Origin of the sequence: Rugamonas apoptosis, from assembly GCF_014042355.1 — a bacterium.
In the GTDB taxonomy this organism is placed as follows: Bacteria; Pseudomonadota; Gammaproteobacteria; order Burkholderiales; family Burkholderiaceae_D; genus Rugamonas; species Rugamonas apoptosis.
Genome location: NZ_JACEZU010000002.1, coordinates 166,130 through 190,728 on the forward strand (window position 1 = coordinate 166,130; position 24,599 = coordinate 190,728).

18 protein-coding genes and 1 pseudogene are annotated in these 24,599 nt (G+C 57.7%); 5 read left to right on the top strand and 14 right to left on the bottom strand.

What is annotated here, in order from left to right; translation table 11 throughout:
• Positions 1–189: 189 nt before the first annotated feature.
• Both H3H39_RS04455 and H3H39_RS04460 read left to right on the top strand, forming a co-directional pair.
• A complete protein-coding gene (locus tag H3H39_RS04455; protein WP_182152107.1) occupies positions 190–2,631 on the top strand; it encodes a TonB-dependent receptor in 2,442 nt (813 codons plus the stop codon).
• Positions 2,631–3,755, top strand: coding sequence for a glycerophosphodiester phosphodiesterase (locus tag H3H39_RS04460; protein ID WP_182152108.1), 1,125 nt, complete (start codon positions 2,631–2,633; stop codon positions 3,753–3,755). The genes H3H39_RS04455 and H3H39_RS04460 overlap by 1 nt, the downstream gene beginning before the upstream one ends.
• A gap of 140 nt (positions 3,756–3,895) precedes the next feature.
• Here H3H39_RS04460 and H3H39_RS04465 read toward each other — a convergent pair whose 3' ends face one another.
• The 6 genes from H3H39_RS04465 to pyrG all read right to left on the bottom strand — a co-directional run bounded on the left by H3H39_RS04465 (position 3,896) and on the right by pyrG (position 10,994).
• Positions 3,896–5,782, bottom strand: coding sequence for a methyl-accepting chemotaxis protein (locus H3H39_RS04465; protein ID WP_220461435.1), 1,887 nt, complete (start codon positions 5,780–5,782; stop codon positions 3,896–3,898).
• Between the two features lie 142 nt (positions 5,783–5,924).
• Positions 5,925–6,356 carry a GFA family protein gene (locus tag H3H39_RS04470; RefSeq protein WP_182152109.1) on the bottom strand — a complete coding sequence of 144 codons (432 nt, stop codon included), beginning with the start codon at positions 6,354–6,356 and terminating at the stop codon, positions 5,925–5,927.
• Positions 6,357–6,674: 318 nt separating this feature from the next.
• Positions 6,675–6,992 (bottom strand): cell division protein FtsB, encoded by a 318-nt coding sequence (gene ftsB / locus H3H39_RS04475; protein WP_182152110.1) that lies wholly within the window; start codon positions 6,990–6,992, stop codon positions 6,675–6,677.
• Between the two features lie 42 nt (positions 6,993–7,034).
• Positions 7,035–8,318 carry a phosphopyruvate hydratase gene (gene eno, locus H3H39_RS04480; RefSeq protein WP_182152111.1) on the bottom strand — a complete coding sequence of 428 codons (1,284 nt, stop codon included), beginning with the start codon at positions 8,316–8,318 and terminating at the stop codon, positions 7,035–7,037.
• A 130-nt stretch (positions 8,319–8,448) separates the two neighbouring features.
• The gene (kdsA, locus tag H3H39_RS04485) at positions 8,449–9,303 is read right to left on the bottom strand and encodes a 3-deoxy-8-phosphooctulonate synthase (RefSeq protein ID WP_182152112.1); all 855 of its coding nucleotides are present in this window, start codon (positions 9,301–9,303) and stop codon (positions 8,449–8,451) included.
• Positions 9,300–10,994 carry a CTP synthase gene (gene pyrG / locus H3H39_RS04490; protein WP_182152113.1) on the bottom strand — a complete coding sequence of 565 codons (1,695 nt, stop codon included), beginning with the start codon at positions 10,992–10,994 and terminating at the stop codon, positions 9,300–9,302. The genes kdsA and pyrG overlap by 4 nt, the downstream gene beginning before the upstream one ends.
• A gap of 243 nt (positions 10,995–11,237) precedes the next feature.
• Here pyrG and H3H39_RS04495 point away from each other — a divergent pair, with 243 nt between their 5' ends.
• Complete coding sequence (locus H3H39_RS04495; RefSeq protein ID WP_182152114.1) at positions 11,238–11,657, top strand: PRC-barrel domain-containing protein; 420 nt, start codon at positions 11,238–11,240, stop codon at positions 11,655–11,657.
• An 87-nt stretch (positions 11,658–11,744) separates the two neighbouring features.
• On the opposite strand, the gene H3H39_RS04500 is transcribed toward H3H39_RS04495, so the two are convergent.
• The 6 genes and pseudogenes from H3H39_RS04500 to H3H39_RS04525 all read right to left on the bottom strand — a co-directional run bounded on the left by H3H39_RS04500 (position 11,745) and on the right by H3H39_RS04525 (position 20,623).
• Positions 11,745–12,215 carry a GNAT family N-acetyltransferase gene (locus H3H39_RS04500; protein ID WP_229217869.1) on the bottom strand — a complete coding sequence of 157 codons (471 nt, stop codon included), beginning with the start codon at positions 12,213–12,215 and terminating at the stop codon, positions 11,745–11,747.
• Positions 12,216–12,266: 51 nt separating this feature from the next.
• Positions 12,267–14,447, bottom strand: a pseudogene (locus tag H3H39_RS04505) (error-prone DNA polymerase); the annotation flags it as partial.
• Between the two features lie 170 nt (positions 14,448–14,617).
• Positions 14,618–16,258 (bottom strand): TnsD family Tn7-like transposition protein, encoded by a 1,641-nt coding sequence (locus H3H39_RS04510; RefSeq protein WP_182152115.1) that lies wholly within the window; start codon positions 16,256–16,258, stop codon positions 14,618–14,620.
• A gap of 42 nt (positions 16,259–16,300) precedes the next feature.
• A complete protein-coding gene (locus H3H39_RS27755; protein WP_182152116.1) occupies positions 16,301–17,542 on the bottom strand; it encodes an ATP-binding protein in 1,242 nt (413 codons plus the stop codon).
• 48 nt (positions 17,543–17,590) lie between these two features.
• On the bottom strand, positions 17,591–19,777 hold the full coding sequence (locus H3H39_RS04520) for a TnsB C-terminal domain-containing protein (RefSeq protein ID WP_182152117.1): 2,187 nt from the start codon (positions 19,775–19,777) through the stop codon (positions 17,591–17,593).
• Positions 19,778–19,786: 9 nt separating this feature from the next.
• Positions 19,787–20,623 (bottom strand): TnsA endonuclease N-terminal domain-containing protein, encoded by an 837-nt coding sequence (locus H3H39_RS04525; protein ID WP_182152118.1) that lies wholly within the window; start codon positions 20,621–20,623, stop codon positions 19,787–19,789.
• A gap of 140 nt (positions 20,624–20,763) precedes the next feature.
• On the opposite strand from H3H39_RS04525, the gene H3H39_RS04530 reads away from it, so the two are divergent.
• A complete protein-coding gene (locus tag H3H39_RS04530) occupies positions 20,764–21,039 on the top strand; it encodes a DUF6471 domain-containing protein (RefSeq protein WP_182152119.1) in 276 nt (91 codons plus the stop codon).
• A 262-nt stretch (positions 21,040–21,301) separates the two neighbouring features.
• Here the strand turns inward: H3H39_RS04530 and H3H39_RS04535 are convergent, their stop codons facing one another.
• Complete coding sequence (locus H3H39_RS04535) at positions 21,302–21,700, bottom strand: hypothetical protein (protein ID WP_182152120.1); 399 nt, start codon at positions 21,698–21,700, stop codon at positions 21,302–21,304.
• Between H3H39_RS04535 and H3H39_RS04540 the strand changes: the two genes are divergently transcribed.
• Entirely contained in the window at positions 21,699–23,276 is a 1,578-nt protein-coding gene (locus tag H3H39_RS04540) for a hypothetical protein (RefSeq protein WP_182152121.1), read from the top strand. The two genes, H3H39_RS04535 and H3H39_RS04540, sit on opposite strands and share 2 nt — an antisense overlap.
• A gap of 103 nt (positions 23,277–23,379) precedes the next feature.
• Here the strand turns inward: H3H39_RS04540 and H3H39_RS04545 are convergent, their stop codons facing one another.
• Entirely contained in the window at positions 23,380–24,516 is a 1,137-nt protein-coding gene (locus tag H3H39_RS04545) for a reverse transcriptase family protein (protein ID WP_182152122.1), read from the bottom strand.
• Positions 24,517–24,599: the final 83 nt, after the last annotated feature.

The following is a 24,599-nucleotide window of genomic DNA, read 5'->3' on the forward strand; positions in this document are numbered from 1 at the left end:
ATGTTAGTGATGGGGCGCAGTGTACGAGCGCCCTGCCCGCTTGTCCAGCCGCATACCAGCCACCGCGCCAGCCACCGCGGCCGGCAATTGGAATACCGCCTCCAGCGCCCGTCATCACGGCGTCACACAGACTGCCTATCATCCGCCGCGTCGCAGTTCCCCAAGCAATGGCATTTCACTCGAGGCTCAATGATGATCCGTACCGCTTCCCGCGCCCACGCCGGCGCCATGGCCGCCTGCCTGGCGGCCTTCAGTTTCCCCATGCTGGCCATGGCCGCCAACGTGGCCAGCGCCGTGGCCGACATGGGCACGCCCGACAGTCTCGCCATGGTGGCCGCCGACAGCACGGCCAGCGCGGCTGAATTCGCCACCGAAGCGGCCGCCGTCGGCCCCATCACGACGGTGGAAATCGCCACCCGCAAGACCCGTTCCTCGGTCGCGCTGGGCAAGGCCGACATGCAGAAAATCCTGCCCGGCGTGAACCCATTGAAAGCGCTGCACACCCTGCCCGGCGTGAGCTTCCAGACGGCCGACCCGTGGGGCAACAACGAGCAGAACCTGTCGCTGTTCGTACACGGCTTCTCCGGCCAGCAACTGGGCTACACCATGGATGGCGTGCCGCTGGGCGACCAGCAGTACGGCAACTACAACGGCCTGTCGCCACAGCGCGCCGTCATCAGCGAGAACGTCAGCAGCGTGATCCTGTCGTCCGGCGCCGGCGACCTGGCCACCGCCTCCACCAGCAACCTGGGCGGCACCATCGAAACCTTCTCGGCCGACCCGCTGGCCACGCGCGGCGCGACCGTGCAGCAAACGGTGGGCAGCCACCGCACGTCGCGCACCTATGCCCGTTTCGACACGGGCAGCTTCGGCAACGGCAACAGCGCCTACCTGTCGGCCATCCACCACGAAGCGCGGGCCTGGGACTTCCAGGGCCGCCAGGGCGGCGACCAGGTCAACGCCAAGTTCGTCAATCGTAGCGACGCCGGCAAGCTGACCGTGTTCTTCAACTACTCGGACAAGATCGAACCGAACGAGGACAGTACCGTCCACGTGGCCGGCGAAAAGAGCGCGCCCTATACCCGCCCCTTCCTGTACCCGGACTTCGCGGCCGCGCTGGCCTATCTGTCGCCCACCGGCGCCACCCCGGCCGCCGACGGCAACAACTACCACAACTACTACAGCGACGCCCAGCGTACCGACTACCTGAGCTACGCCAAATACGAAGCCAACCTGAGCGAGAGCGCCACCTGGTCCAACCAGCTCTATTACCACCACGACGATGGGGTCGGCGTGGTGGCCGGCCCGATCGGCGTGGCTGGCCTGCCCGGCCTGTTCAGCGTCTACTACCCGAACCAGAACCTCAAGCAAGTGTTCGGCAATTCCGGCTATGCCACCCGCACCACGGAATACGCGATCAACCGCGCCGGCCTGCTATCGACCGTGCGCATGGAACTGGGCGAACATCAGGTACAAGCCGGCCTGTGGCTGGAACACAACCGCTCGGAAGCGTACCGCCGCTGGTATGCGCTCGATGTGAACCACCCCAGCTCGCCGTATGACCGCCCCAGCAATCCGCTGATCACCCAGTACGGCAGCGAAATCAACAACAAGGTGGCGCAGTTGCACCTGCAGGATGAATGGCGCGTGCGGCCAGACCTGGCGCTGCAGGCCGGTTTCAAATCCAGCCTGCAATTTGCGCAAGGCAGCTTCCCCGTGCAGCCGGCCAAAGGCGCCATCGCCAACGGCTCGCTGGCCTTGCCGGTAGGCGAAATCATCACCAAGAAATGGTTCCTGCCGCAGGCCGGCGCGCGCTGGGATATCAGCGCCCAGGACCAGTTGTTCGTCAACGTGCAAAAGAACATGCGCCAGTTCGTCACCTACGGCGGCGGCGGCGCTTCGCCGTGGAGCCTGGCCAGCCAGCAGGCGTTCGACCTGTTCAAGGCCATGGCCAAGCCGGAAACGTCGGTCACCTATGAGGCTGGCCTGCGCGGCAACCGCATCCTGCCCAGCGGTCCGGTGACGGCCATCGACTCGCAGATCAGCCTGTACCATGTGGACTTCAAGGACCGCCTGCTGCAGATCAGCCCCACGCCCGTGCTGCTGTCCATCATCGGCGGCAACCCGGTGCTGGCCAACGTGGGCAGCGTGAAGACGGACGGCATCGACCTGTCCGGCACGTTGCACTTCGGCCGCGCGTTCTCGTTCTACGACGCGCTGTCCTACAACCATTCCACCTATTCGGACAACTACAGCAATGGCGCGGCCACCGTCGCCACGGCCGGCAAGTCGGTGCCGGGCAGCCCGGAATGGATGAACAAATTCGTCGCCACCGCCACCGTGGCCGACACGGCATTCCAGCTGATCGGCGACTACGTGGGCAAGCGCTACGCCACCTACACCAACGACTTGAGCGTGCCCAGCTACTTCCTGCTGAGCCTAGGTGTATCGGGCAAGTTGCCGTTCCTGAACGGCGGCGTGCTCAAGAACGCGCGCTACCGTGTCAACGTCAGCAACCTGCTGGACCGCGAAGGCAGCCTGAACGTGGTGGTGGGCGCGGCCGACAAGACCTACAATACTTTCCCGATCGCCCCGCGCCAGGCCTTCTTCACCGTGATGGCGGACTTCTGATGCACACCTCAACCTACCCTGCCCGGCTGTCGCGCCGCGGCTTCATGCGCGCAGCGGCGGCCGCCGGCTGCGCGCTGCTGGCGCCAGCCGCCGTGCTGGCAGCGTCGACTGGAGCCAAACCGCTGGTGTTCGGCCACCGTGGCGCCAGCGCGCTACGGCCCGAACACACACTGGCCTCGTACGCGCGCGCCATCGCCGACGGCGCCGACTACGTGGAACCGGACCTCGTGTGCACCAAGGATGGGGTACTGGTGGCCCGCCATGAAGCGAACCTGACGGAGACGACGGACGTGGCCAGCCGCGCCCAGTTCGCCAGCCGCCGCACCCGCAAGACCATCGACGGCGTGCCCCACGAAGGCTGGTTCGTGGACGACTTCACGTTCGCGGAACTGAAAAGCCTGCGCGCCATCGAGCGCCTGCCCGACGCCCGCCCCGGCAGCGCCCAGTACGACGGCATGTTCCAGGTGGTGAGCTGGGAAGAGATCATCGACTTCGTGGCGGCCGAGTCGGCCGCGCGCGGGCGCGTGATCGGCCTGGTGCCGGAGCTGAAAAGTTCGACTTATTTCGCCAGCGTCGGCCTGCCGCTGGAGGACCGCTTCCTCGCCATCCTGGCCGGGCACGCGTACACGCGCCGCAATCCGGTCGAAATCCAGTCGTTCGAAGTGGCCAACCTGAAATACCTGCGCGGCAAGCTGGGGCGGCGCGCCAACTTGCGCCTGATGCAGTTGGTGGTGACGGACGCGCTGCGTCCCAGCGACGTGGCGGCGGCCGGCGGCACGCTCACTTTCGCCCAGATGTGCACTCCGGCCGGCCTGCGCGACATCGCGGCGTATGCCGACGTGGTGGCGCCACCCACGCGCGCCATCATCCCGCTCGCCAAGGACGGCAAGCTGGGCCAGCCCACTGCGCTGGTGGACGATGCACATCGCGTGGGATTGCGGGTGGAACCGTGGACTTTCCGCCCCGAGAACCGCTTCCTGGCGGCCGACTTCCGCGACGGCGCGGGCGACAACGCGCGCAACGAGGCGGGCTCGGTGGCCGAGATGCGACGCTACCTGGCCGCCGGTATCGATGGCTTCTTCACGGATGATCCGGCGCTGGGCCGGCGGGCGGTAGACGCGTAAGCCAGGCAAAGTGGCCGTGCAACCGCGCCCACGGCCGCGCGCCTGGATAAGCAAGGCAGGGGCAGTTCCAACATCACGCCACGCTTTGGCAGATTGCCGGAACTGACCCCGCTTTTCGCTTCTTGCCGGCCACGCGCCAGCTAGAAACGCACGAAGTTGCCCTCGTCCGGCTGCTCGCCGTGGGCGGCCTTGGCGCCGCGCGTATTGAAATTGCTGGATGGCCGGCGCTCCGGCTTGCCGCCGCGGCGCGGTCCGGCGCGCCCCGTCTGGCTGCCGCCACCGAGCTTGAAGAACGACATGGTCTGCTGCAATTGCTCGGCCTGTCCGCTCATTTCCTCCGACGTGGCCGCCAACTCCTCCGAGCTGGACGCATTCTGCTGCGTGGTCTGGCTCAACTGCCCAACGGCGCTGTTGATCTGGCCCACGCCGGATGACTGCTCTTCCGACGCCGCCGTGATCTCCTGCACCAGGTCGGATGTCTTGCGGATATTGGGCACCATCTGATCCAGCAGCCGCCCCGCCTTCTCGGCCAGGTCCACGCTGCCGGTGGCCACCTGTTCGATTTCCTGGGCCGCCAACTGGCTGCGTTCGGCCAGCTTGCGCACTTCGGCCGCCACCACGGCGAAGCCCTTGCCGTGCTGGCCGGCGCGGGCTGCCTCGATGGCCGCGTTCAGCGCCAGCAAGTTGGTCTGGTAAGCGATATCGTCGATGATCTGGATTTTCTTGGCGATCTGCTTCATGGCCGCCACCGTCGAACGCACGGCCTCGCCGCCCTCCACCGCCTCGCGCGCGGCCTGGCTGGCCATGCCATCCGTGACCTTGGCGTTTTCCGTGTTGGCGGAAATGGAGGCCGTCATCTGCTCAATGGCGGCGCTGGTTTCCTCGGCCCCGGCGGCCTGCTCGCTGGCCGCCTGCGACAAAGTCTGCGCCGTGGCGCTGATTTCCTCGGACGCGCTGGCCAGCGCCTCGGCGCTGCTGTTGACCTCGGTCACCACCTGGGCCAGTTTCTGCACCGTGTTATTGCAGTATTCCTTGAGCTGGCCGAACGCACCCTCGTAATCCTTGTCGATCGCGCAGTCCAGTTCGCCGTCCGCCACCGCACTCATCATGCGCACCACGTCGCTGATGCTGGCGCCGGTAGTGGTGACGAGATTGTTCAAGCCCTCGCCCATCTCTTTCTGGAAGCCTTGCAAGCCAGCCAGGTCCACGCGCGCGTCGAAGTCGCCGTGGTTGGCGGCGTTGACCACCCGGGCCTGGCTATCGATCACCTGGCGCAGGCTGGCGATCATGTGCTGCATGGCCGCCAGCAACTTCCCCGTTTCATCGCGCGCATTGCTCTGCACGTCGATCGCCAGGTCGCCCCGCGCCAGCGTCTCGGCCACGGTCACGGCGCGGCTGATGGGGCGCGTGATGCTGAGCGTGAGCAGCACGCCGGAGACGATGGTCAGCAGTACCGTCACACCCAGCGTCATCAGCACACGCGACTGCGCCACCGCGCTCACTTCCGTCATCCTGAGGTCGGCCTGCTTGAGCGTCTCGTCGGTGCGTTGTGTCAGGCTGACCAGGGCGGCCGAGATGGGTTTGTCGGCGCCGGCCACGGCCTTGTCCAGTTCGTTGGGCTTGTCCGTCTTGGCGCGCATGGCGACCAAGGTCTGCATGTCGGCACGGTAGGCCGTGGCCCCGTCGCGCAGCTGGTTCAGCAGCTTTTCCTCGTCCGGATGGAGCGCGCCGACGGCCTTGTAATCGTCCGCGACCCGCTCGACGGCCGACATGTCATTGCCGAATTTCTGCGCATAGTCGCCGCCGCGCAGGACGAAGTTCTTGAAGTGGTGGATGCCGTCACCGAGCGCGATATTGCCCCGGTTGACGGCGTTACGCTTGGCCAGCGCGTCTTGCTTGATGGAGTTCCACTGCGCGTTCATGGCCGACGTTTGCTGGATCGCGATCCAGCCCAGCGCCAGCGATAGCAAGGTCAGCAGAAAAAAGGCCAGTCCCAGACGGGTACCGATGCGGACATTCGACAACATTGACGTCTCCTCCAAGAGTGTTTTGTGTTTCCGTCAACTGCGACTTCTTGCTGCATGTCAAACGCAATACTACCTTTGTTTAAGCTAATTTAATACTCGCCATTTTTACTGGCGATAGCGATGCGACAGGCAACCGTCGGCACTACGCGCTGGCGCCGTCGAATGTGACGTTCGCGATCCAGTTACGCTTGCGCCGAGCCAGTCGGGTATCCTCGCCTTCGCCGTCGAACGACGCGCTGCCGTGCTGCAGCAGCGTGCGATCCACATCATCGAACGCGTTCACGCTGACGACGGCGTACAAGTGATCGTCAATGCGGCACGTCACCACCGGCACCACGCCGCATTGCGTGCAGAGGTGAAAGCGTGCCGTCTTGGTGCCGAAGCTGTAGGGTGATACGTGGGCCGGATCGCGCACCGTGACCGCCAGCGCGCCGGTGGGGCAGGAAGTCCACACGCCGCCGTGCTTGACGCAAAAGCCGCAAGTGCAGGCGCGGGCCGGAATGAAGGCCGGTTCAGGCGCCCAATCGAGCGCGAAGGAGATATTGCCGCAATGGCAGCTGCCGTGTATGAGCATAAGAAATCCCTTTATTGTGGCCGCGACGGCGGCATGTGGCAACAGCTTGCCACAAGTCGGTATCACAATTCGGTGTCAGGTCTGTCAATCGGACAGTTGGCGCGCACTTTAGATTCCCGTCATGGTGCGCCTCTTCAATTGTCCAAGTAGCCTCAGCAAGTGGCGTTTACCACATGCGATATCGATACCGATTGATTAAGCGCAAAGGTATTATCTGCTAGTCCGATTGACAGACCTGACACCGAATTGTGACACCGTGTACCGACTTGTGACACCGACTCGAGGTTCGGGGAAAACTGGGGGTAACGAAGCACCGCGCTAGCGTATGGGCGCGGTGGCGGCGGCTGGTGCGGGCGCGGTTTGCCCCTTGCCGACGATCTGGATGAAAATCTCGTTCTGCTTGATCATGCTGAGCTCATAGCGAGCCCGTTCTTCGACCGCGCCCGTGCCGTCCTTGAGGTCGCGCACTTCGGAGTCCAGTTTGGCGTTGCGGGCGATCAGCTCCGCGGTTTTCTTGTGGGCGACAGCGACCTGCGCCTCGTAATCGGCCACGCGCAGCCAGCCCCCTTTGCCCAGCCATAACGGGTACTGTATCAGCAGCAGCAAGGCCGCCAGTGCGAGGGTGATCAGACGCATGGTGTGAAAAAGCGGCCGGATCGCTCCGGCCGCTGGTGACAATTACTTCAGATTATAGAACGCGTCGCGGCCAGGGTAGGAAGCGATATCGCCCAGGTCTTCTTCGATGCGCAGCAGCTGGTTGTACTTGGCCATGCGGTCGGAACGGGACATGGAGCCGGTCTTGATCTGCAGTGCGTTCAAGCCCACGGCGATGTCGGCGATGGTCGAATCTTCCGTCTCGCCCGAGCGGTGCGAGATCACGGCCGTGTAACCGGCGCGCTTGGCCATTTCGATGGCGGCGAAAGTCTCGGTCAGGGTGCCGATCTGGTTGATCTTGATCAGGATCGAGTTGGCGATGCCTTTCGAGATGCCTTCTTTCAGGATCTTGGTGTTGGTGACGTACAGGTCGTCGCCCACCAGTTGCACTTTCTTGCCCAGTTCCTTGGTCAGGATCGCCCAGCCGTCCCAGTCGCCTTCGGCCATCGCGTCTTCGATCGAGATGATCGGGTACTTGTCGCACCAGGTGGCCAGCAGGTTGGTGAATTCGGTGGCCGTCAGGCTCAGGCCCTCGCCTTCCAGCTGGTATTTGCCATCCTTGTAGAACTCGGAGGCGGCGCAGTCCAGGCCCAGCGCGATCTGGGTGCCTGGCTCGTAGCCGGCTTCTTCGATGGCCTGGATGATCAGCTTGATCGCTTCTTCGTGATTGGTCACGGACGGTGCGAAGCCGCCTTCATCGCCCACGGCGGTGGTCAGGCCCTTCTTGTGCAGGATCTTTTTCAGCGTGTGGAACACTTCGGCGCCGTAACGGATCGCTTCCTTGAACGATGGTGCGCCCACGGGAATGATCATGAATTCCTGGATGTCCAGATTGTTGTCGGCATGGGCGCCGCCGTTGATCACGTTCATCATCGGCACCGGCAGTTGCATGGCGCCCGAACCGCCGAAGTAGCGATACAGCGGCAGGCCGGCTTCTTCAGCGGCGGCCTTGGCCACGGCCATCGACACGGCCAGCATGGCGTTGGCGCCCAGGCGGCCTTTGTTTTCGGTGCCGTCCAGGTCGATCAGGGTACGGTCCAGGAACGCTTGTTCATTGGCGTCCAGGCCCATGATGGCTTCCGAGATTTCCGTGTTGATGTTCTCGCACGCTTGCAGTACGCCCTTGCCGAAGTAGCGCTTGGGGTCGCCGTCGCGCAGTTCGATCGCTTCGCGCGAGCCGGTCGAGGCGCCCGACGGTACGGCGGCGCGGCCCATCACGCCCGATTCCAGCAGCACGTCGCACTCCACGGTCGGATTGCCGCGCGAGTCGATGATTTCACGGCCGATAATGTCAACAATAGCACTCATGTCATTCTCCAAAGGTTAAGCGTAACGGTTCGCGCCTTGCGTCTGGTGCGCAAGCTGCGGTGTGCGAGTAACGGGACGTTGTCCGGCGCCGTGGTCAGCGCCGCGCCGGACAAGGACCAGCTTGCAGCAATTAATTGAAGCTGGATTCGAGGAAGCCCGCTTTCTTGGTGATGCGATCGAGGTCGATCAAGGTGGCCAGCAGTTCCTTCATGCGGCCCAGCGGCACGGCGTTGGGGCCGTCCGACAGCGCGGTGGCCGGCGTCGGGTGGGTTTCCATGAACAGGCCCGAGACGCCCACGGCCACGGCCGCACGCGCCAGCACCGGCACGAATTCGCGCTGGCCGCCGGACGAGGTGCCCTGGCCACCGGGCAATTGCACCGAGTGGGTGGCGTCGAACACGACCGGGCAGTTGGTTTCGCGCATGATGGCCAGCGAACGCATGTCCGACACCAGGTTGTTGTAGCCGAACGAGACACCGCGCTCGCACGCCATGAACACGTCGTCCGGCAGGCCGGCGGCCTGGGCCGCGGCACGTGCCTTGTCGATCACGTTCTTCATGTCGCCCGGGGCCAGGAACTGGCCCTTCTTGATGTTGACCGGCTTGCCCGACTGGGCGCAAGCGGTGATGAAGTCCGTCTGGCGGCACAGGAAGGCCGGCGTCTGCAGTATGTCCACCACCGACGACACGGCCGCGATCTCTTCGATCGAGTGCACGTCCGTCAGCACCGGCACGCCCAGCTCGCGTTTGACGTCGCCCAGGATTTCCAGGCCCTTGTCCATGCCGGGACCACGGTACGAGGTGCCCGAGGAACGGTTGGCCTTGTCGAACGAGGACTTGTAGATGAACGGGATGCCCAGTTCAGCCGTCATTTCCTTCAGCGCGCCGGCCGTGTCGAACGCCATCTGGCGCGACTCGATCACGCAGGTGCCGGCGATCAGGAAGAACGGCTGGTCGAGGCCGACGTCAAATCCGCACAGTTTCATGCTGCATCTCCTTGCAGGTCGCCATCTTTCACGGCGTGCAGGCGCGGCTTGCCGCTGGCAGCCTGGTGCGCGAGCGCGGCCTTGATGTAGGACGTGAACAGCGGGTGGCCGTCACGCGGGGTCGATTTGAACTCGGGGTGGTACTGCACGCCCATATACCATGGGTGGGCATGTTCGCCGGTACGCGGCAGTTCCATGATTTCGCACAGGTCTTCGGTCGGGGTGCGGGCCGCCACGATCAGGCCGGCCGCTTCCACGCGTGGCAGATAGTGGTTGTTCGCTTCATAACGGTGACGGTGACGCTCGGTCACCACGCCGCCGTAGATTTCGGACGCCAGCGTGCCCGGCTTGACGGCGCAGGTTTGCGCACCCAGGCGCATGGTGCCGCCCAGGTCGGAATTCTCGTCGCGCTTCTCGACCTTGCCATCCTCACCCTGCCATTCGTCGATCAGGGCGACGACGGGCTGATCCGTGGTCAAGTCGAACTCGGTCGAGTTGGCGTTGGTCAGGCCGGCCATGTGGCGCGCGTATTCGATCAGCGCCACTTGCATGCCCAGGCAGATGCCCAGGTAAGGGATCTTGTGTTCACGGGCGAACTGGGCCGCCATGATCTTGCCTTCCACGCCGCGCTTGCCGAAGCCGCCCGGCACCAGGATGGCGTCGTACTTGGCCAGCTCGGCGCAACCACGGGTTTCGATCTCTTCCGAGTCGATGTATTCGATATTGACGCGCGCTTCGTTGTGGATGCCGGCGTGGCGCAGCGCTTCCGTCAGCGACTTGTACGATTCCGTCAGTTCCACATACTTGCCCACCATGCCAATCGACACTTCCGATTTCGGATGCTCCAGCGTGTAGATCAGCTTGCTCCACACGGACAGGTCGGCCGGGGCCGGGTCCAGGTCCAGCGCTTCGCAGATGATGGCGTCCAGGCCCTGGTCGTGCAGCATCTGCGGCACTTTGTAGATGGTGTCGACGTCCCATACGGAGATCACGGCCTGCTCTTCGATGTTGGAGAACAGCGAGATCTTGGCGCGCTCGTCTTCCGGAATGCGGCGGTCGGCGCGGCACAGCAGCGCGTTGGGCGAGATGCCGATTTCGCGCAGCTTCTGTACCGAGTGCTGGGTCGGTTTGGTTTTCAGTTCACCGGCCGAGGCGATGTACGGCACCAGGGTCAGGTGCACGAAGGCCGTGTTCTTGCGGCCGGCGCGCAGGCTCAGCTGGCGGGCCGCCTCCAGGAACGGCAGCGACTCGATGTCGCCCACCGTGCCGCCGATTTCGCACAAGGCCACGTCATAGCCTTCCGCGCCGCGGCGGATGTAGTCCTGGATTTCGTTGGTGATGTGGGGAATCACTTGCACCGTCTTGCCCAGGTACTCGCCACGGCGTTCCTTGCGGATCACGGATTCGTAGATCTGGCCGGTGGTGAAGTTGTTCACCTTTTTCATCCGGGTGGAAATGAAGCGCTCGTAGTGGCCCAGGTCGAGGTCGGTTTCCGCCCCGTCGTCGGTGACGAACACTTCACCGTGTTGCATGGGGCTCATCGTGCCCGGATCGACGTTGATGTACGGGTCGAGCTTGAGCATGGTGACTTTGAGGCCGCGCGATTCGAGGATCGCGGCGAGAGAGGCGGCGGCAATCCCTTTACCCAGGGAAGACACGACGCCGCCAGTGACGAAGACAAATTTGGTCATTGCAGATGGTGCCGAATGGCACGTGCGGGAAATTGAAATTATAGCCTAAACTGAGTCATTCTTCATCCTTCCCGCCGGAAAATTACCATTCCGGGCGTAGAATCCGGGAAGGAAAGCGGTGGAAAATAGCCAACTATCTAATTTCTTTTTAACATCTTTGTCATTCCGGCAGCAGTGTGAAACAACGAACCGACCGGCACGCCCGGCGGCACCAAAATGGCCACTTTCTCGAGGGAGGTCACCATGTCCTACCAAGACCGCGATGCCGACGGCGCCTACGTGGACACGGGCCACCATGGCCCCGGCCCCGAGCTGATGGGCGCCGGCACCGTGCTCGGCGACCCGGTGCGCAACCTCAAGGGCGAACACCTGGGCCAGATCCGCGAAATCATGCTCGACATGCGCAACGGTACCATCGCCTACGCCGTGATGGCGCACGGCGGCGTGTTCCACCTGGGCGCCAAGCTGTTCGCCGTGCCCTGGCAGGCGCTCACGCTGGACCCGGCCCACAAGGGCTTCACGCTCAACATCGACAAACAGCGGCTGGACGAGGCGCCCGGCTTCGACCCGGCGCACTGGCCCAACATGGCCACCCCGGCGTGGGCGGCGCAAATCCACCGCTACTACGAGCATCCCGCCGACGAGGGTTCCGGCCTTAGTTGACTTCAGTTCAAGCCTGGCAAGGGCGGCACGGCTGACACCATTGTGGCGGGCGCCAGGGCCGGCAGGCTATGGCCGCGCATATACCTGCTATGCGCACGCCGGCAGGCGCATGGGCACCCAGGCGATGCCGCCCTCCTCCACCCGCGGGCCGGTGGGCATGAAGCCCCAGCGCTGATACATGGGAAACGCATAATCGGACGCATTGACGGTGAAACCGGCCGTGTTGCCCGCCGCCAGCGCGGCGTTGCGCGCGGCCAGCCACAACTGGCGGCCCAGGCCGCAGCCGTGGAATTCGCGCGCCACGAACAGGTGGAACAGATGTGCGCCGTCGCGCACGGCCACCGCGCCGGCCAGCGCCGAGCCGATAAACCCCAGCAGATACTGGTAACGGGGTTGGGACAGATAGGCGGCGATGGCCGGTTCGGCCATGCTGTCCATGAATTTTTCCGCGCCGGCGCCATCGGCATCGAGCGTCATGTAAGGCATCAGATCGGTGATCAGGGCGCTGATGGACGCCGCGTCTTCCGGCATGGCCGGACGCAATGTTAAAGTCTTCATATTATTATTTTGCCATCATCGGCGCGTTATTTGAAGGGGATTAGGCGTTTTTTAGCAAAAATCGCGGCTGATTGTGGGCAGGCGGCCCAATAAATGCGACATGTCGACCAGCCGTTTGGCCACCAGGTGGCACACCGTGCCCTCCCGCTGCCACACGCCATACACCCCCAGCAGGGCCGCGCCGAGCACTTCGCGCCGCTGCTGTTCGACCAGCGCCGGCCACACGATCACGTTCACATTGCCCGTCTCATCCTCGATGGTGATGAACAGCACGCCCTTGGCCGTGCCGGGCCGCTGGCGCACGGTGACGATGCCGCAGCCGCGCGCCAGCTGGCCATGGCGGAAGCCTTGCAAGGTGGACGCTGGCAGGAAACGCCGCTCCAGCAATTGCGGGCGCAGCAGCGCCAGCGGATGGCGGCCCAGCGTCAGCCCCTGGGCCCGGTAGTCGCCCAGGATGGTTTCCCCTTCCGACGGTGCGGCCAGCGCCGGCACTTCCTCGTCCGGCGTGGTGGGGCGCAGCAAATCCTTGTCCGGCACGGCGCCCACGGCTTGCCACAAGGCTAGTCGGCGGTGGCCGGCCAACTGGTGCAGCGCGTTGCCGCCGGCCAGCACCTGCAAATCATGCCGGCCCAGTCCGGCCCGCCGGGCCAGGTCGGCCACCGAGGCGAACGGCCGCACGGCGCGCGCCGCCTCGATGCGCAACGCCGGCTCGGCCCGCATGCCGCGCAGCAGCGACAAGCCCAGCCGCACGGCCGGCTGGCCGCGCGCGCCAGCCGCTTCCTCCAGCGTTGATTCCCAGCCGCTCACGGCCACGTCCACCGCCCGCACCACCACGCCATGCCGCTTGGCGTCCTGCACCAGTTGCGAGGGGCCGTAAAACCCCATGGGTTGGCTGTTGAGCAAGGCGCACAGGAAGGCGGCTGGTTCGTGGCACTTGAGCCAGGAACTGGCATAGGTCAGCAGCGCGAAGCTGGCCGCGTGCGATTCGGGAAAACCGTATTCGCCAAAGCCCTGGATCTGGCTGCAGATGGCTTCGGCGAACGCCAGCTCGTAGCCGCGCTCCAGCATGCCGTTGATGATGCGGTCGTGGTACTTGTCCATGCCGCCCTTGCGCTTCCAGGCCGCCATGGCGCGCCGCAACTGGTCGGCCTCGCCGGGCGAGAAGCCGGCCGCCAATATGGCCACCTGCATCACCTGCTCCTGGAAGATGGGCACGCCCAGCGTGCGGCCCAGCGCCGTTTCCAGGCCGGGCGGAAAGCGCACCAGCGCCGGGTCCAGGCGCCGCTGCAGATAGGGATGGACCATGCCGCCCTGGATGGGCCCGGGCCGCACCAGCGCCACTTCGATCACCAGGTCGTAGAACTGGCGCGGGCGCAAACGCGGCAGCATGCTCATCTGCGCGCGCGACTCGATCTGGAACACGCCGATGGTGTCGGCCTCGCACATCATGTCGTAGGTGGCCGGGTCTTCAGCCGGCACGTCCTGCATGCTGAACACGGACTGCCGTTGCTGGCCCACCAGGTCGAACGCGCGCCGCAGCGCCGACAGCATGCCCAGCGCCAGCACGTCCACTTTCAGCAAGCCCAGTTCCTCCAGGTCGTCCTTGTCCCACTGGATCACGCTGCGGTCCTCCATGGTCGCGTTCTCCACCGGCACCAGGCGCGACAGCTTGCCCTGGGCGATCACGAAGCCGCCCGGATGCTGCGACAGATGGCGGGGAAAACCCAGCAGGCTCTGGGCCAGCGTGGCCCACTGGCGCGCCAGCAGCGAGGTCGGGTCCAGGCCGCATTCGGCCAGCCGGTTCAGCAGGTCGCGCTTGCCGTCGAACCAGTGGTGCGAGCGCGCCACTTTCTCCACGATGGCCAGGTCCACGCCCAGCGCCTTGCCGCTGTCGCGCAGCGCGCTCTTGGGCCGGTAACTGATCACCACGGCCGCCAGCGCGGCCCGCGTGCGGCCGTATTTCTGGTAGATGTACTGGATCACTTCCTCGCGCCGCTGGTGCTCGAAATCGACGTCGATGTCGGGCGGCTCGGCCCGCTCGCGCGAGATAAACCGTTCCACCAGCAGGTTGCCGCGCGCCGGGTCCACTTCCGTGATGTGCAGGCAATAGCATACGGCCGAGTTGGCGGCCGAGCCGCGCCCCTGGCACAGGATGCCGTTGGCGCGCGCGTAACGGACGATGTCGTAGACGGTGAGGAAATACGGTTCGTAGCGCAGCGCTGCGATCAGCTGTCCCGGCAAAATAAAGTGGATACCACGGCACCCGCTTAACTCATTGATTTGTAACTAAATAACACGTACCGCATGGAATAAAGTTTGCACCGATATTGCATGAAATAAAGTTGGCACCAGCCCAAGGAATAAAGTTGGCACCGACCTTACGGAGGCGTTCCATAATTGGCCTAACAGCACTCATCTGATTTCGAGGCTCTCTCTCGAAATTCCGATGTGGTCTCTTGAGTACATCGCAACGCGTCGAGCGTTCGAGGATACTTTGCTTTGGCTTCTCTTAAGATGTAATTCGATATCCCAACTTTTTTCCGGATACGGTTTCGGGAAACCCGTATGGCCGGTTGCTGCTGACTGATTGAAGCGGCAGCGCTTATCACTTCCTCCGCGTACTTAAGGTCTCTGTTTTCATGGTCCACTCTTTTACTTGAAGTTGGCGTGCAAATTCTTCCCCGCTTGTTCCAGTACTTTTGAATCTCAGCCAACGTAGCTTCAGATTTTGGAGCTGGTATCCCCTTCCTGTTTTGCGCAACCCTAGGGAAGGTTCCGGCCAAAATCTGTTTGACTAAACGAACATCAACACCTAAATCCGCTGCAATGACCGAGAGTGGCGTTCCCATAGCATGCATCGCTCTGCATCGCTGAATGAACAGCTCACCAGGCGTCCGAACCCTTGTAAGTACAGGCTGTCCCTGCAAATCCCGTTCGTTATCGAAAGCCGAGAACGAAAAACCGCACACGCAACTAAACACCTGTGTTGCTCTGCCTCTGACCATGCGTGAGGTCTCCACTTTTTGCATGACCAAAGTTCCGTAGTGGTCCGCCGCAGGATTTTGGCAGAGCCAAAGCCCAGCAGGATTTGCGCTGAGAACCTTTGCGGCCTTCGGCGCAAGGCGACCTCGTGGAAGAAGGAATTCGTCGATAAACATACTCATTACGATGTGTTTCTTAGTCTCACATTGGCTTCGCTGCTCCGGGGTTCCGAACATGGTCCTAAACCAGTTCGACTTCTTTCCAGGAACCAGCTGTAGATTCATAATTTCGAAAAATTGCTCCCCAAAGAACGAAATGAAATGGCTCTCCATCGCAGTCAAGTCGATTCGCTTGGACCTAGCTGCGAACGGATACATGCGCGTAAAGAATGCTCGCCCAAGGGAGTCGATGTTGTACGCGATTTTCTTCTGCGCCTCTCCGTTTAGATATGAGTTAGCTCGCCGCGCAAATTCCATAAGAAGCTGCCTCGTGCGCTCGGAGTGCGAACTTAAATAGGGCTTCGTGGAGGTCGTTAGATGAAGCGCTTCCAGAGGTTTGTAATAGTCATCGAAGTACTCCGTAGCAGCTAAACTCAGTTCGACGCCATGTAGCCAGCAATAATGCACACCCTCGACGTTGTGTGCGCGATGCCAGAACGGTGTACCAACCGTAAGAGCATCGGTATGCATACAGTCGAGACAAACCTTCATTCCAATTGGGCGCTTCACGAACCGAGCAACAGCAGAGCCACGTCCAGTTGCAGCGACCAACATTTTCTTCTTCGCATTTTTCCGTACCACACTACTCACGTGGGCGTAGTCATAGGGAAAAAAGGTCAGCTTATCAATCATCTCCGAAGAAGTCATTTGAAGATATGCGCCGACATTGGCCTGAAGACCTGCGATGTTTGTTGGCATTGAGACGGACGTACGCTGATGCCGCTGGCCATACAACTTCTCGTTCTCAGCTTGGACAACACTCACCAATCTATTTCGGTGGTATCTGGCAACCACGCTGGCCAAAAGCTCATCATCAAACGCTGCGGGAAAGTAGGAAATCATTTCAAACTCCAGGAATAGTCGATGTGGCTCACCAGACAATCATTACAAGACGGCTTCCTGCAAGAAGCCAATTTGCCTCGAGAACATGTCGGAGGCTCTCTTAAGTTGGCTTATATTCCGCGTAGCAATGGCGTCTAGAACGGGTTGGCAAATCTTGAAATGTTCGTTCGCGATTTCATCGAGGAGGTCTTCAGTAATTACCTCGTCCCCGCAATCGATGGCTCGTTTTTGAGCTAGCTGATAAAGAACGACAGCCAACGCAAGAATCCCCTGACTACGCACAAAAAATTTGGCAATGAGCTTCTCAGTTAGAGGAGTCTCTACCCGCAAATACTGATACCGAAAAAATGACGATACAAAATGGTCGAACTCGGGACCTGGAGGGCAGCTAAAGATGATTTCTCCGATACTCCGCCGAGCGGCTCGGAAACTCACCGAGAGCATGTCGAAACATTCGGCGGTCCCAATCATCACTACGGGAATCCGCACTTCGTTGATAAAGCTGACAAGAAAGCTGGCCAAGTTATCGCTAGCCTCTTTCGAGCTCTTTTTCGCATGCTGAAGCTCATCGAGGATAATTGCCCCCAAGTGAACAGACTCGATGCGGGTAATCAACTCAGCCATTGCGTCATGCCGAACGTATTTTTTACGCTCTATTTCGCGAGCCACGTTCTCCCCGAGAACTCGGTCCAACGCCCGGTGAACCGCTCTGATTAAGCTTTTGGTTGAACCATCATCCGGCGTCTCGACTCGCACCCAAACTACTTGCAAGGTCCGGTACTCGGGATGCCACCAAACCTGCGGATAGTTCGCCAGAACGCGGTCCATGGTTCGGGACTTCCCCATACCGGAAACTCCAAAAAACGTAGTATTCGAAATCACTGGAGTGTGGTCGAGTGCGGGCTCCAAGTGTTTACCGCCCACCTCTTGCCTAATCTTAATGAGCGGACGGTGAACATAACCGTTTCGGAGCACCTCTCCGAATTTACGGCCCATTTCTGCTTGAATGGAAATTGGAACGTATCCCAGCCCCAACAGGCTGATATTAGCCAGGCGCTGGGGATTAGATTGAAAGCGCTGCTCATCTGAATAGGGGCGCACAACCTGCATCTTCAATCCAATCTCTTCGAGCGAATATAATGGCCCCAAAGTTTGAATGAGGGGATTTTCATACCCAGGTACTCCCAGTTCGTAATACTGTGCCGCACGAGGCCTCACTCCTCCAAGGCCGACCTGCGGTACCTGCGGGATACTCGCATCCCCTGCATGATTTTTGCGCACCACCTTTGTTCCTCCAGTGCAGACAGCAAGTGCTCCTCATAGGCTGTCCCATTAGGTGCCGAATGGCTTTGAAATTAAATAAGGCCTCCGATAGCGCCGGACGTCCTTCTCAAGTAGTTCACTCGCCGCCTCAGGGGCGGCAATGCTAGGCCCAGAACTCACAGGCTGCACCTCCCCGTTTGGCGTTGAAGGTGCCCCCCCGCCGCCTGCAATGATAAGGGGCTCTTCCTTCGCCTTTTGCTTTGCAGCTTCAATTGCCCGGTTTGCATCAATTGCCGCAATTTTCGCGGCCTTTCCGCGTCCGTCCGGCCCCGCTGCCTTCTTTTCCTTAGTCGCTTTTTTGTTCGTATCAGCGCCGAACTTTTTTCGGTTTAAACGACCTGCCGTCTCCTTCGCCTTTGCTGGAGCGTTATTTTGCTGTTTTTTCTCCCTTAGGAGCTCCAACTCGACTAACGACATTTTATTTTGCATATCTAACCCTACATTTAATTCATACCTCACAAATCGACTATTAATGGTTGGATGGCGCAAATACACGACTTTCAGCGCCGCTGGGTCGAAGTGCACAGTTCCAACCTCAAGATTAACCAACGCATTCTGAGTTTCGGCATTTTGCATATATTCTTCTGATTCATAGAAACGTCCCTTGAACTCAAGTACACCCTGATTAAGACTCCCCGATTTCTCTTCATACAACAAGGCGATTAATTCGTTATGAGAAACCTCCCGATTTCTCGACTGAATGTTATCCACTCCCCATTGCCAAATTTTCGCCGGAACTGTCGGCACCCCATCTGCAATCAGGTATGGGTCATCGGGGTAATTTTTATTAACCGAATTGTTGTGCTCGATGACCCATAAGACCACTTGTTTTGTGAATTCTTCCAAATTCCAAGCAGCCTTTAATCGACTATCAACCGAGCCACGCTTACCGGCATCCCTATCCACAAAACCTTCAGCCTGAACGAAAGTTCTCCGTAATTCGGCGAACATCCTTTCGACAACTCCCCGCAAATCAGCGCGATATGCTGGCGGGTTCTCTTTTCCACCCAATTTCGCAAATCTCTCCATCATTTGCGACATGAATTCTGGGCCTTTATCAGTTGAGAGATAAGAAGGAATTCCCATCGTCGGCCATTCTTCCGAAGTTATGTTTATCCCAAATTTTTTGCAAAATTCAACCTTATCTTCGAGGGCATTCAGCAGCGTACGTATCGCAGATTCTCCCGAGGGATTCTCAAGGCTGATGTATATTGCACCAATTAGGCCCGATACGACATCAATGAGGAAATACACGGTTGGGCGGCCGATGGGCTCCAAGCGGCTCCAACTTGCCACTAGTTGCATGTCACCCCGAGTTGAATCCATCTGACCTCGAAACCCTGGGGCAATCGACTCGCCCCGAGAGTCGCTGGTAATCGGACGATTATTCAAAGCATAGTGTTTCTCGCCGTATTTTTCCCGTTTCTCTTCCTCGACACTCACATCACGCTGATACCAATAAAGAAATTGGTCATAACTAATGCAGCGCCCTAAGTCAACGTTGAAAATTTCTCCGGCTTCATCTAGCTCGAGGGCATCCTGAAACTTCTCCAAAAGAAGCATGTCGTATGCATCTTGTTTCGTTGCCTCGACTGTTCTAAAGTAGTGCTTTCTCGCCTGGAATATCCAGCTGCGAATCTCAGGAGTGACGTTAATACCTGCCCCATCTCGACGGTAAGCCTTTCGGCCCCGCTTTTCCGAAGATGCCTCAGCATTCTTCGCGGACGCCGTTCGGGTTTTTCCGGCCCCTCCGCATTTATGATACATATTAATAAGCGATAACTCATGGCACCCTCTCTGCCAGTAAGTAATCACCCAATTATTTAAGCGTTCAGCCGAAATTCCGAGCTCAACAGCCAGTCTATCGATTGCCTTTTTTCTCTCTTTCGAATTAAGGACGTATTCAATATTTCCGACAATTGGCGCTATTGCTGCCATTCGCTCATCCACTACTGCTTTATTTTTTTCTGTCAAGTAGTCAGAAAAAATTGGATTCGGGTCCTCCAGCTTTACTAGCTCACCGACTTCCCATTGACTGCGCAGAGCTGCGTAGCCAAATTTGGTCGGCACACAGCGCTTACCCATCAAGTTAATCGCTATGACATAGTCATTAAGCTTTGAAGCCAAGATTACTCGCTGCGGCTTCTCAATCCCACCAATTTTAAATACCTGACCGGTCTTAAAATCTTCCTGCACTATTTCGCCTCACTCAATTTCAAATTCGTTAGTGTTGACATTGAAGCTTCCTGTCGGCGCAAACCAAACACTATCGACTTCAAAATCAGTGGACAAAACACTCTTTGCCAGAAGATGGCGAGCAACCAAGAGATGCTCGCCAAGTTTGAGGCCGCCAAGGCGGTCGAGTTCTTGCATATACTTTGTGAACGGCATGTCAGCTGGGGCATTTGGCAAACCAGCGACAATGCTATCGCCCAGATTCTTAAAGTAATTTGGGAAAGGCTCGCTATGAAATCTGAGCGTTTCATGTGTTGAGAGCCAAAGAAGGGACCGTTTCAGTTTCTCCGAAATGTCGGCCTCGGTGAACTCCACGAGCTCTATCCCTTGCTCCTCCCAATACCTCCGTTCAATCGCCAACTTCTCTTTGACGCGATTGTTCTCCAAGTCGTTTTTGTACTTCACGAAATAGGCAACATGATATGGCCCTCGCGGGCCCATATATGTAACCACCAAGTCCGTAGTCATAACCATTGTGTGTGCATCACTTTGATTGTCACGGGGATGCTCAACGCCCAATTCCGCTGCTATTGCACGTGTTACGTCACGCGACAAAGCAACTTGCTCACGAAAATCAATCGCATTCTTTTCCCGCAAGCGAACGAGATAGTTATACCACTCCAAATCAGATAGAAAATGGAGCTGACGACCGAGACGGTGATTTGCGATGAGATGAACCCGCCCCTTACTGGAAATATCGGTAATCCGGAGAAACGGGTGATATTCCTCCGCGTCGAGTTGGCCCCATCCTGCGGCAAGCCTCTCTTGAATCTTCTTTTCGGTGAGGACATATTTTCGTACCGGCATTAAATCAACCTTTACAGTAAGCTAATATATTTACACATTCAATTAGCATACGTATCTGTTGCTTTTGATACGCACACCTAATTGGGCGTGAAAATATATACATATTGACTTATAATGTCAATTTTATTTGGGGCTTTATTATGGTCGAAGATATTACTCCCGCCGAGGAGGCACGGGATATCATCAAAATCGAACTACTGGCCAAAGGCCTAACTTATCGTGGCCTGTCGGAAAAATTAGCTCTTATAGGTGTTCATGAAAATGAACTTCAAATTAAAGCTAAGATTAACCGAGGTGCATTTCCTTTTTATTTTTTTGTCCAAGTTATGCGGGCGATAGGCGTGCAGCAAGTTGATTTGAGCCGATATGTCAAATCGGTTGAACTAAAAAACAATAAGGATAACTGGACTGACTAGGGCCAAAAAGTTATTGGCAACACCAGCGTAGCGGATTAGACCATCGCCACGTATTCGTTTCGCCATTTCTCTTTAGGGCGCATGGTTTCATATTCCTCCTTCGCTGACAAGTACTGCTGGGCGGAGCACTATTAGTTATTCGCCCATGGCTTGTTAGAATATCAACCGGAATCTTCAATATAACTACACTTCGTTTTTCAATCTTTTTGAGTTTTATAAAAAGATGTTTTTTTGTTTTCGCGATTTTTTTTCATTACCAAGTTTAAATATTCTTCTGGGCAGAAGAATATTTTTCATTGTCGTTTTTTCTGCTTCTCAACCTTCGCACCAACAATTTCCCCACGGGAAACTTTTTTGATGTCAAGGCATTTATTTTTCCAAGCATCGTCGAACTCAAGTTCATTGCATCGTTGAAGGTGTTGTTTTTCAAGCATCGTGCTTCAGATTTTTTCCCTTGCTCGAAGGGGGGGGGTACTCTCAATACTTCAACTATCTGAGCATTTTTATTAGGTTGCCTGAATTTAGCCCATATATTTTTAAAATTTTCATGACTTTTCCGGTATATTTTCCCTGTGGTGGATTGCAATTTTTGCATCCAAATTGCTAGGGGCCACATGGATACATCTCTATAAAATTCATCTATAAAGAGGCTGGGTATCATGAAAAATTCCGCTAGGTCTTCGCTCGTAGTTAGTGTCCTTCTTCTTTCCGCCTGCTCTACGCAATTTAACGCGGTGCGAGTTACGGATGGGACTGACAGCAAAGACATCCCAGTGTCCGGCGCACCGTACAATTTGACGTTCACCCAATTCGATATTACTGTTACACGGCAAATTTCCTGCGATTCGGATAACAACAATCAGGCGAAAATTAAAATCAAAGCTGAGGCGACGCCTTCCGAGGTACGAGACTCAACTCGCTCGTATGTAATTGACCTCGGCTCCTTGCAAAGCTTTTTTAAGTCCACCGATGTCGAAGTGAGCTATTACGACAACGGGGCCCTGAAGTCGATAAATGCGAAGGCGGAAGACAAGACCGCAGAATTTATTGGTGGTGTGACCCAGACTATTACGACAGTGGCTGAGGCAGTCATTGCAGCCTCGCCTGCAAATCTCAGCCTGCTCAATAGTCACTTATCATTGGATTCCCAGAATTTCTTAGCCATCTTGAAGGAAGGTCAGAAGAGCCTCCCGACTACATCAAGAAGCTGCTCGGCCGCCGCAATCCGGAATTTAAGAGACCTAAAAAAGGCTCAAGATGAGCTTGATACGCTTAATGATGATGTGACTGCTGCCACAGCCCAACTAAATCAGTACACCACGTTGGTAGTAGCGTTTGGTAAGCACACATCGAAGGAAGACCGAGACGAATTCAATCGGCGGCTACGTGCATTGAGCTTGCAGTGGGCGTCGCAACTTGCGAAGAAGGCAGAAGTTAAGGCGCTCACCGATAAAGTATCGGTTACCGATAAGGTAAAGTGGCCACTCGACGGAGAGACGTTCATGGCCGGAGAACCGGTTGTTAAGCCGCTCGAATCAAAACAATACAAGGACTGGTTCCCCGCTGACATCAATCACTCTTTCCTCGAGGGACTAGTTGCTGAGTCAGTGGTCTATTTCAAGATTTCGGGTACTGAGCCTTTGGCAAGAAAGACCTCCTGCGGGGCGAATTGCAGCGAGGGCGACGGACTTAAATACAGGATGCCAGCTTACGGCAAGCTTTTACTGTGCAATAAAGTCACCGCGTCGCTCGACTCCAGCGGTAAGCCTGGGCCTGTTGAATGCGACTCCACATCTGAGGACCTGGCATATAAATCGGGACCAATCTCGCAGATGGGGAGAATTTATGTGCTGCCGCTAAAGAGCGCATTCCTGTCTACGAAATCCGTCTCTGCAACTTTTAGTGAGACTGGAGTTCCCACTTTGCTGGGCGTGACTAGCGCAGCTTCTTCCGACAAGGCCTCTGCTATGCTGGCATCGCTCGGAGGCTCGGCCGCCTCTTTATATAAATCGAAGTCCGAGATTCAGGCTAATGACATGGATGCAAAGATTAAGATGCTCACGCTTCAAAAGCAGTATCAGGACGCAGTGAATGCACTCAATCCCAAGGCCCCGTTGACGAATGCTGACGGTAAGTCTGCTGATGACTTCACCGCCTCCACTGCACTGGCAAATGCGGAAGTTGCTGACCTTGCGGCCAAGAAAGCACTCGACGATGCAAGGAAGGCCGCGAATTAGCCGCCTACATCGGGAGTGCTTTCACATTTTTCTTTAAAAGCGTGCTCGAAATGCGGTCTTAAATCGTTATCGTGCGCATAGGTTCTATAGCATTTTTTATGCTTTACTGACCTGGCCAAGGCAAAGACTTGAATTGCTGCTTCATTTTATAAGCATAAGTAGGGTCTACTAGGTTTGCGTAATTTATCAAGCCAAGAATGTGCCGATAAAGCCCGCCTACAGAATCAAATTCTCGACGGCGCATGTGAGCCTCTACGCCCAGCGTCTTGATGTAGTACAGATGCTGGCGCAATTTTTCTTTGAATTCTTTGGTGAGGTTGGGATATTCGCGGTCAGTTAGAAGTCCTAAGACGATTTTTCGAGAACCTGGTGGAACTATCACCGTCTTTTTCCTGTTTAGATAGAGCCCGTCTGCTTTTAGTAACGCTGAGACGGATGCTACAAACTCAACCGCTTGCTTTCGCGAGTAGTCACCTTTGGTGGAAAAAGTTATGTCATCGCTATATCGTGTATAACGCAAGCCTTGCTTTTCGGCCAGCTCTGCAATCGTCTTGTCCAGTCGAAGCATGACCAAATTTGAGAGTAGCGGGCTAGTGGGTGCTCCTTGTGGCAAACGCCCAAAGTTATTTTTGTTGTGGTATTCAGTAATCGAGTATTTATTCTCGAAAATCTGCCATGCCTGCATCTTATATTTTTGTGACTTTGGTATTAGGTCTGTACAAATGCGCGCCATGTGAAAGGAAATCAGGGGGTTGTAACCTAAGTCCTTAAATACACGATATGCTTGAATTTCGGTAATGCTGCCAAAAAAGTCTGCGATATCAATTTTTATCATCCATTTTGCACCGCAATGAACTTCTGCACATTTTAAAATTGAATCATGCTTGCGAAATGCTTTGCTTGCAGAGTGCACGCTGGGGAGTTGGAGGATATTCTGAGATATCCAAGCCTGCACCTTCATAAGGTCGGGTTCAGGGATTGAAATTTTTCGGTACCCAGATGTACGCTTTTTGATATTGAATCGTTTGTAGCTGACTTCCGGAGCTATTCGCTCGACGAAGCATTCAAGTTTTGCTTTTCGGACCTTCGTGACCTTTGCCAGGTGCTTCAAGGTCAAAATTGGGGGAAGCGGAGGATTGTGCGCTTGCAAACGCTTGATTTGCTCAACCGCTACGGCCAAAACGGCGCTCGGCTGTTTTTGAAGCCTACCTTGTTCCAGGTAGTGTCGAGGAGACCACATTAAGATTACTCTCGTTAAGTTTTGTACGGGGGTGCGTAGCGCGGCTAAAACCCGGAGTCCGCGACGCGGGGATAGTCGTGCTA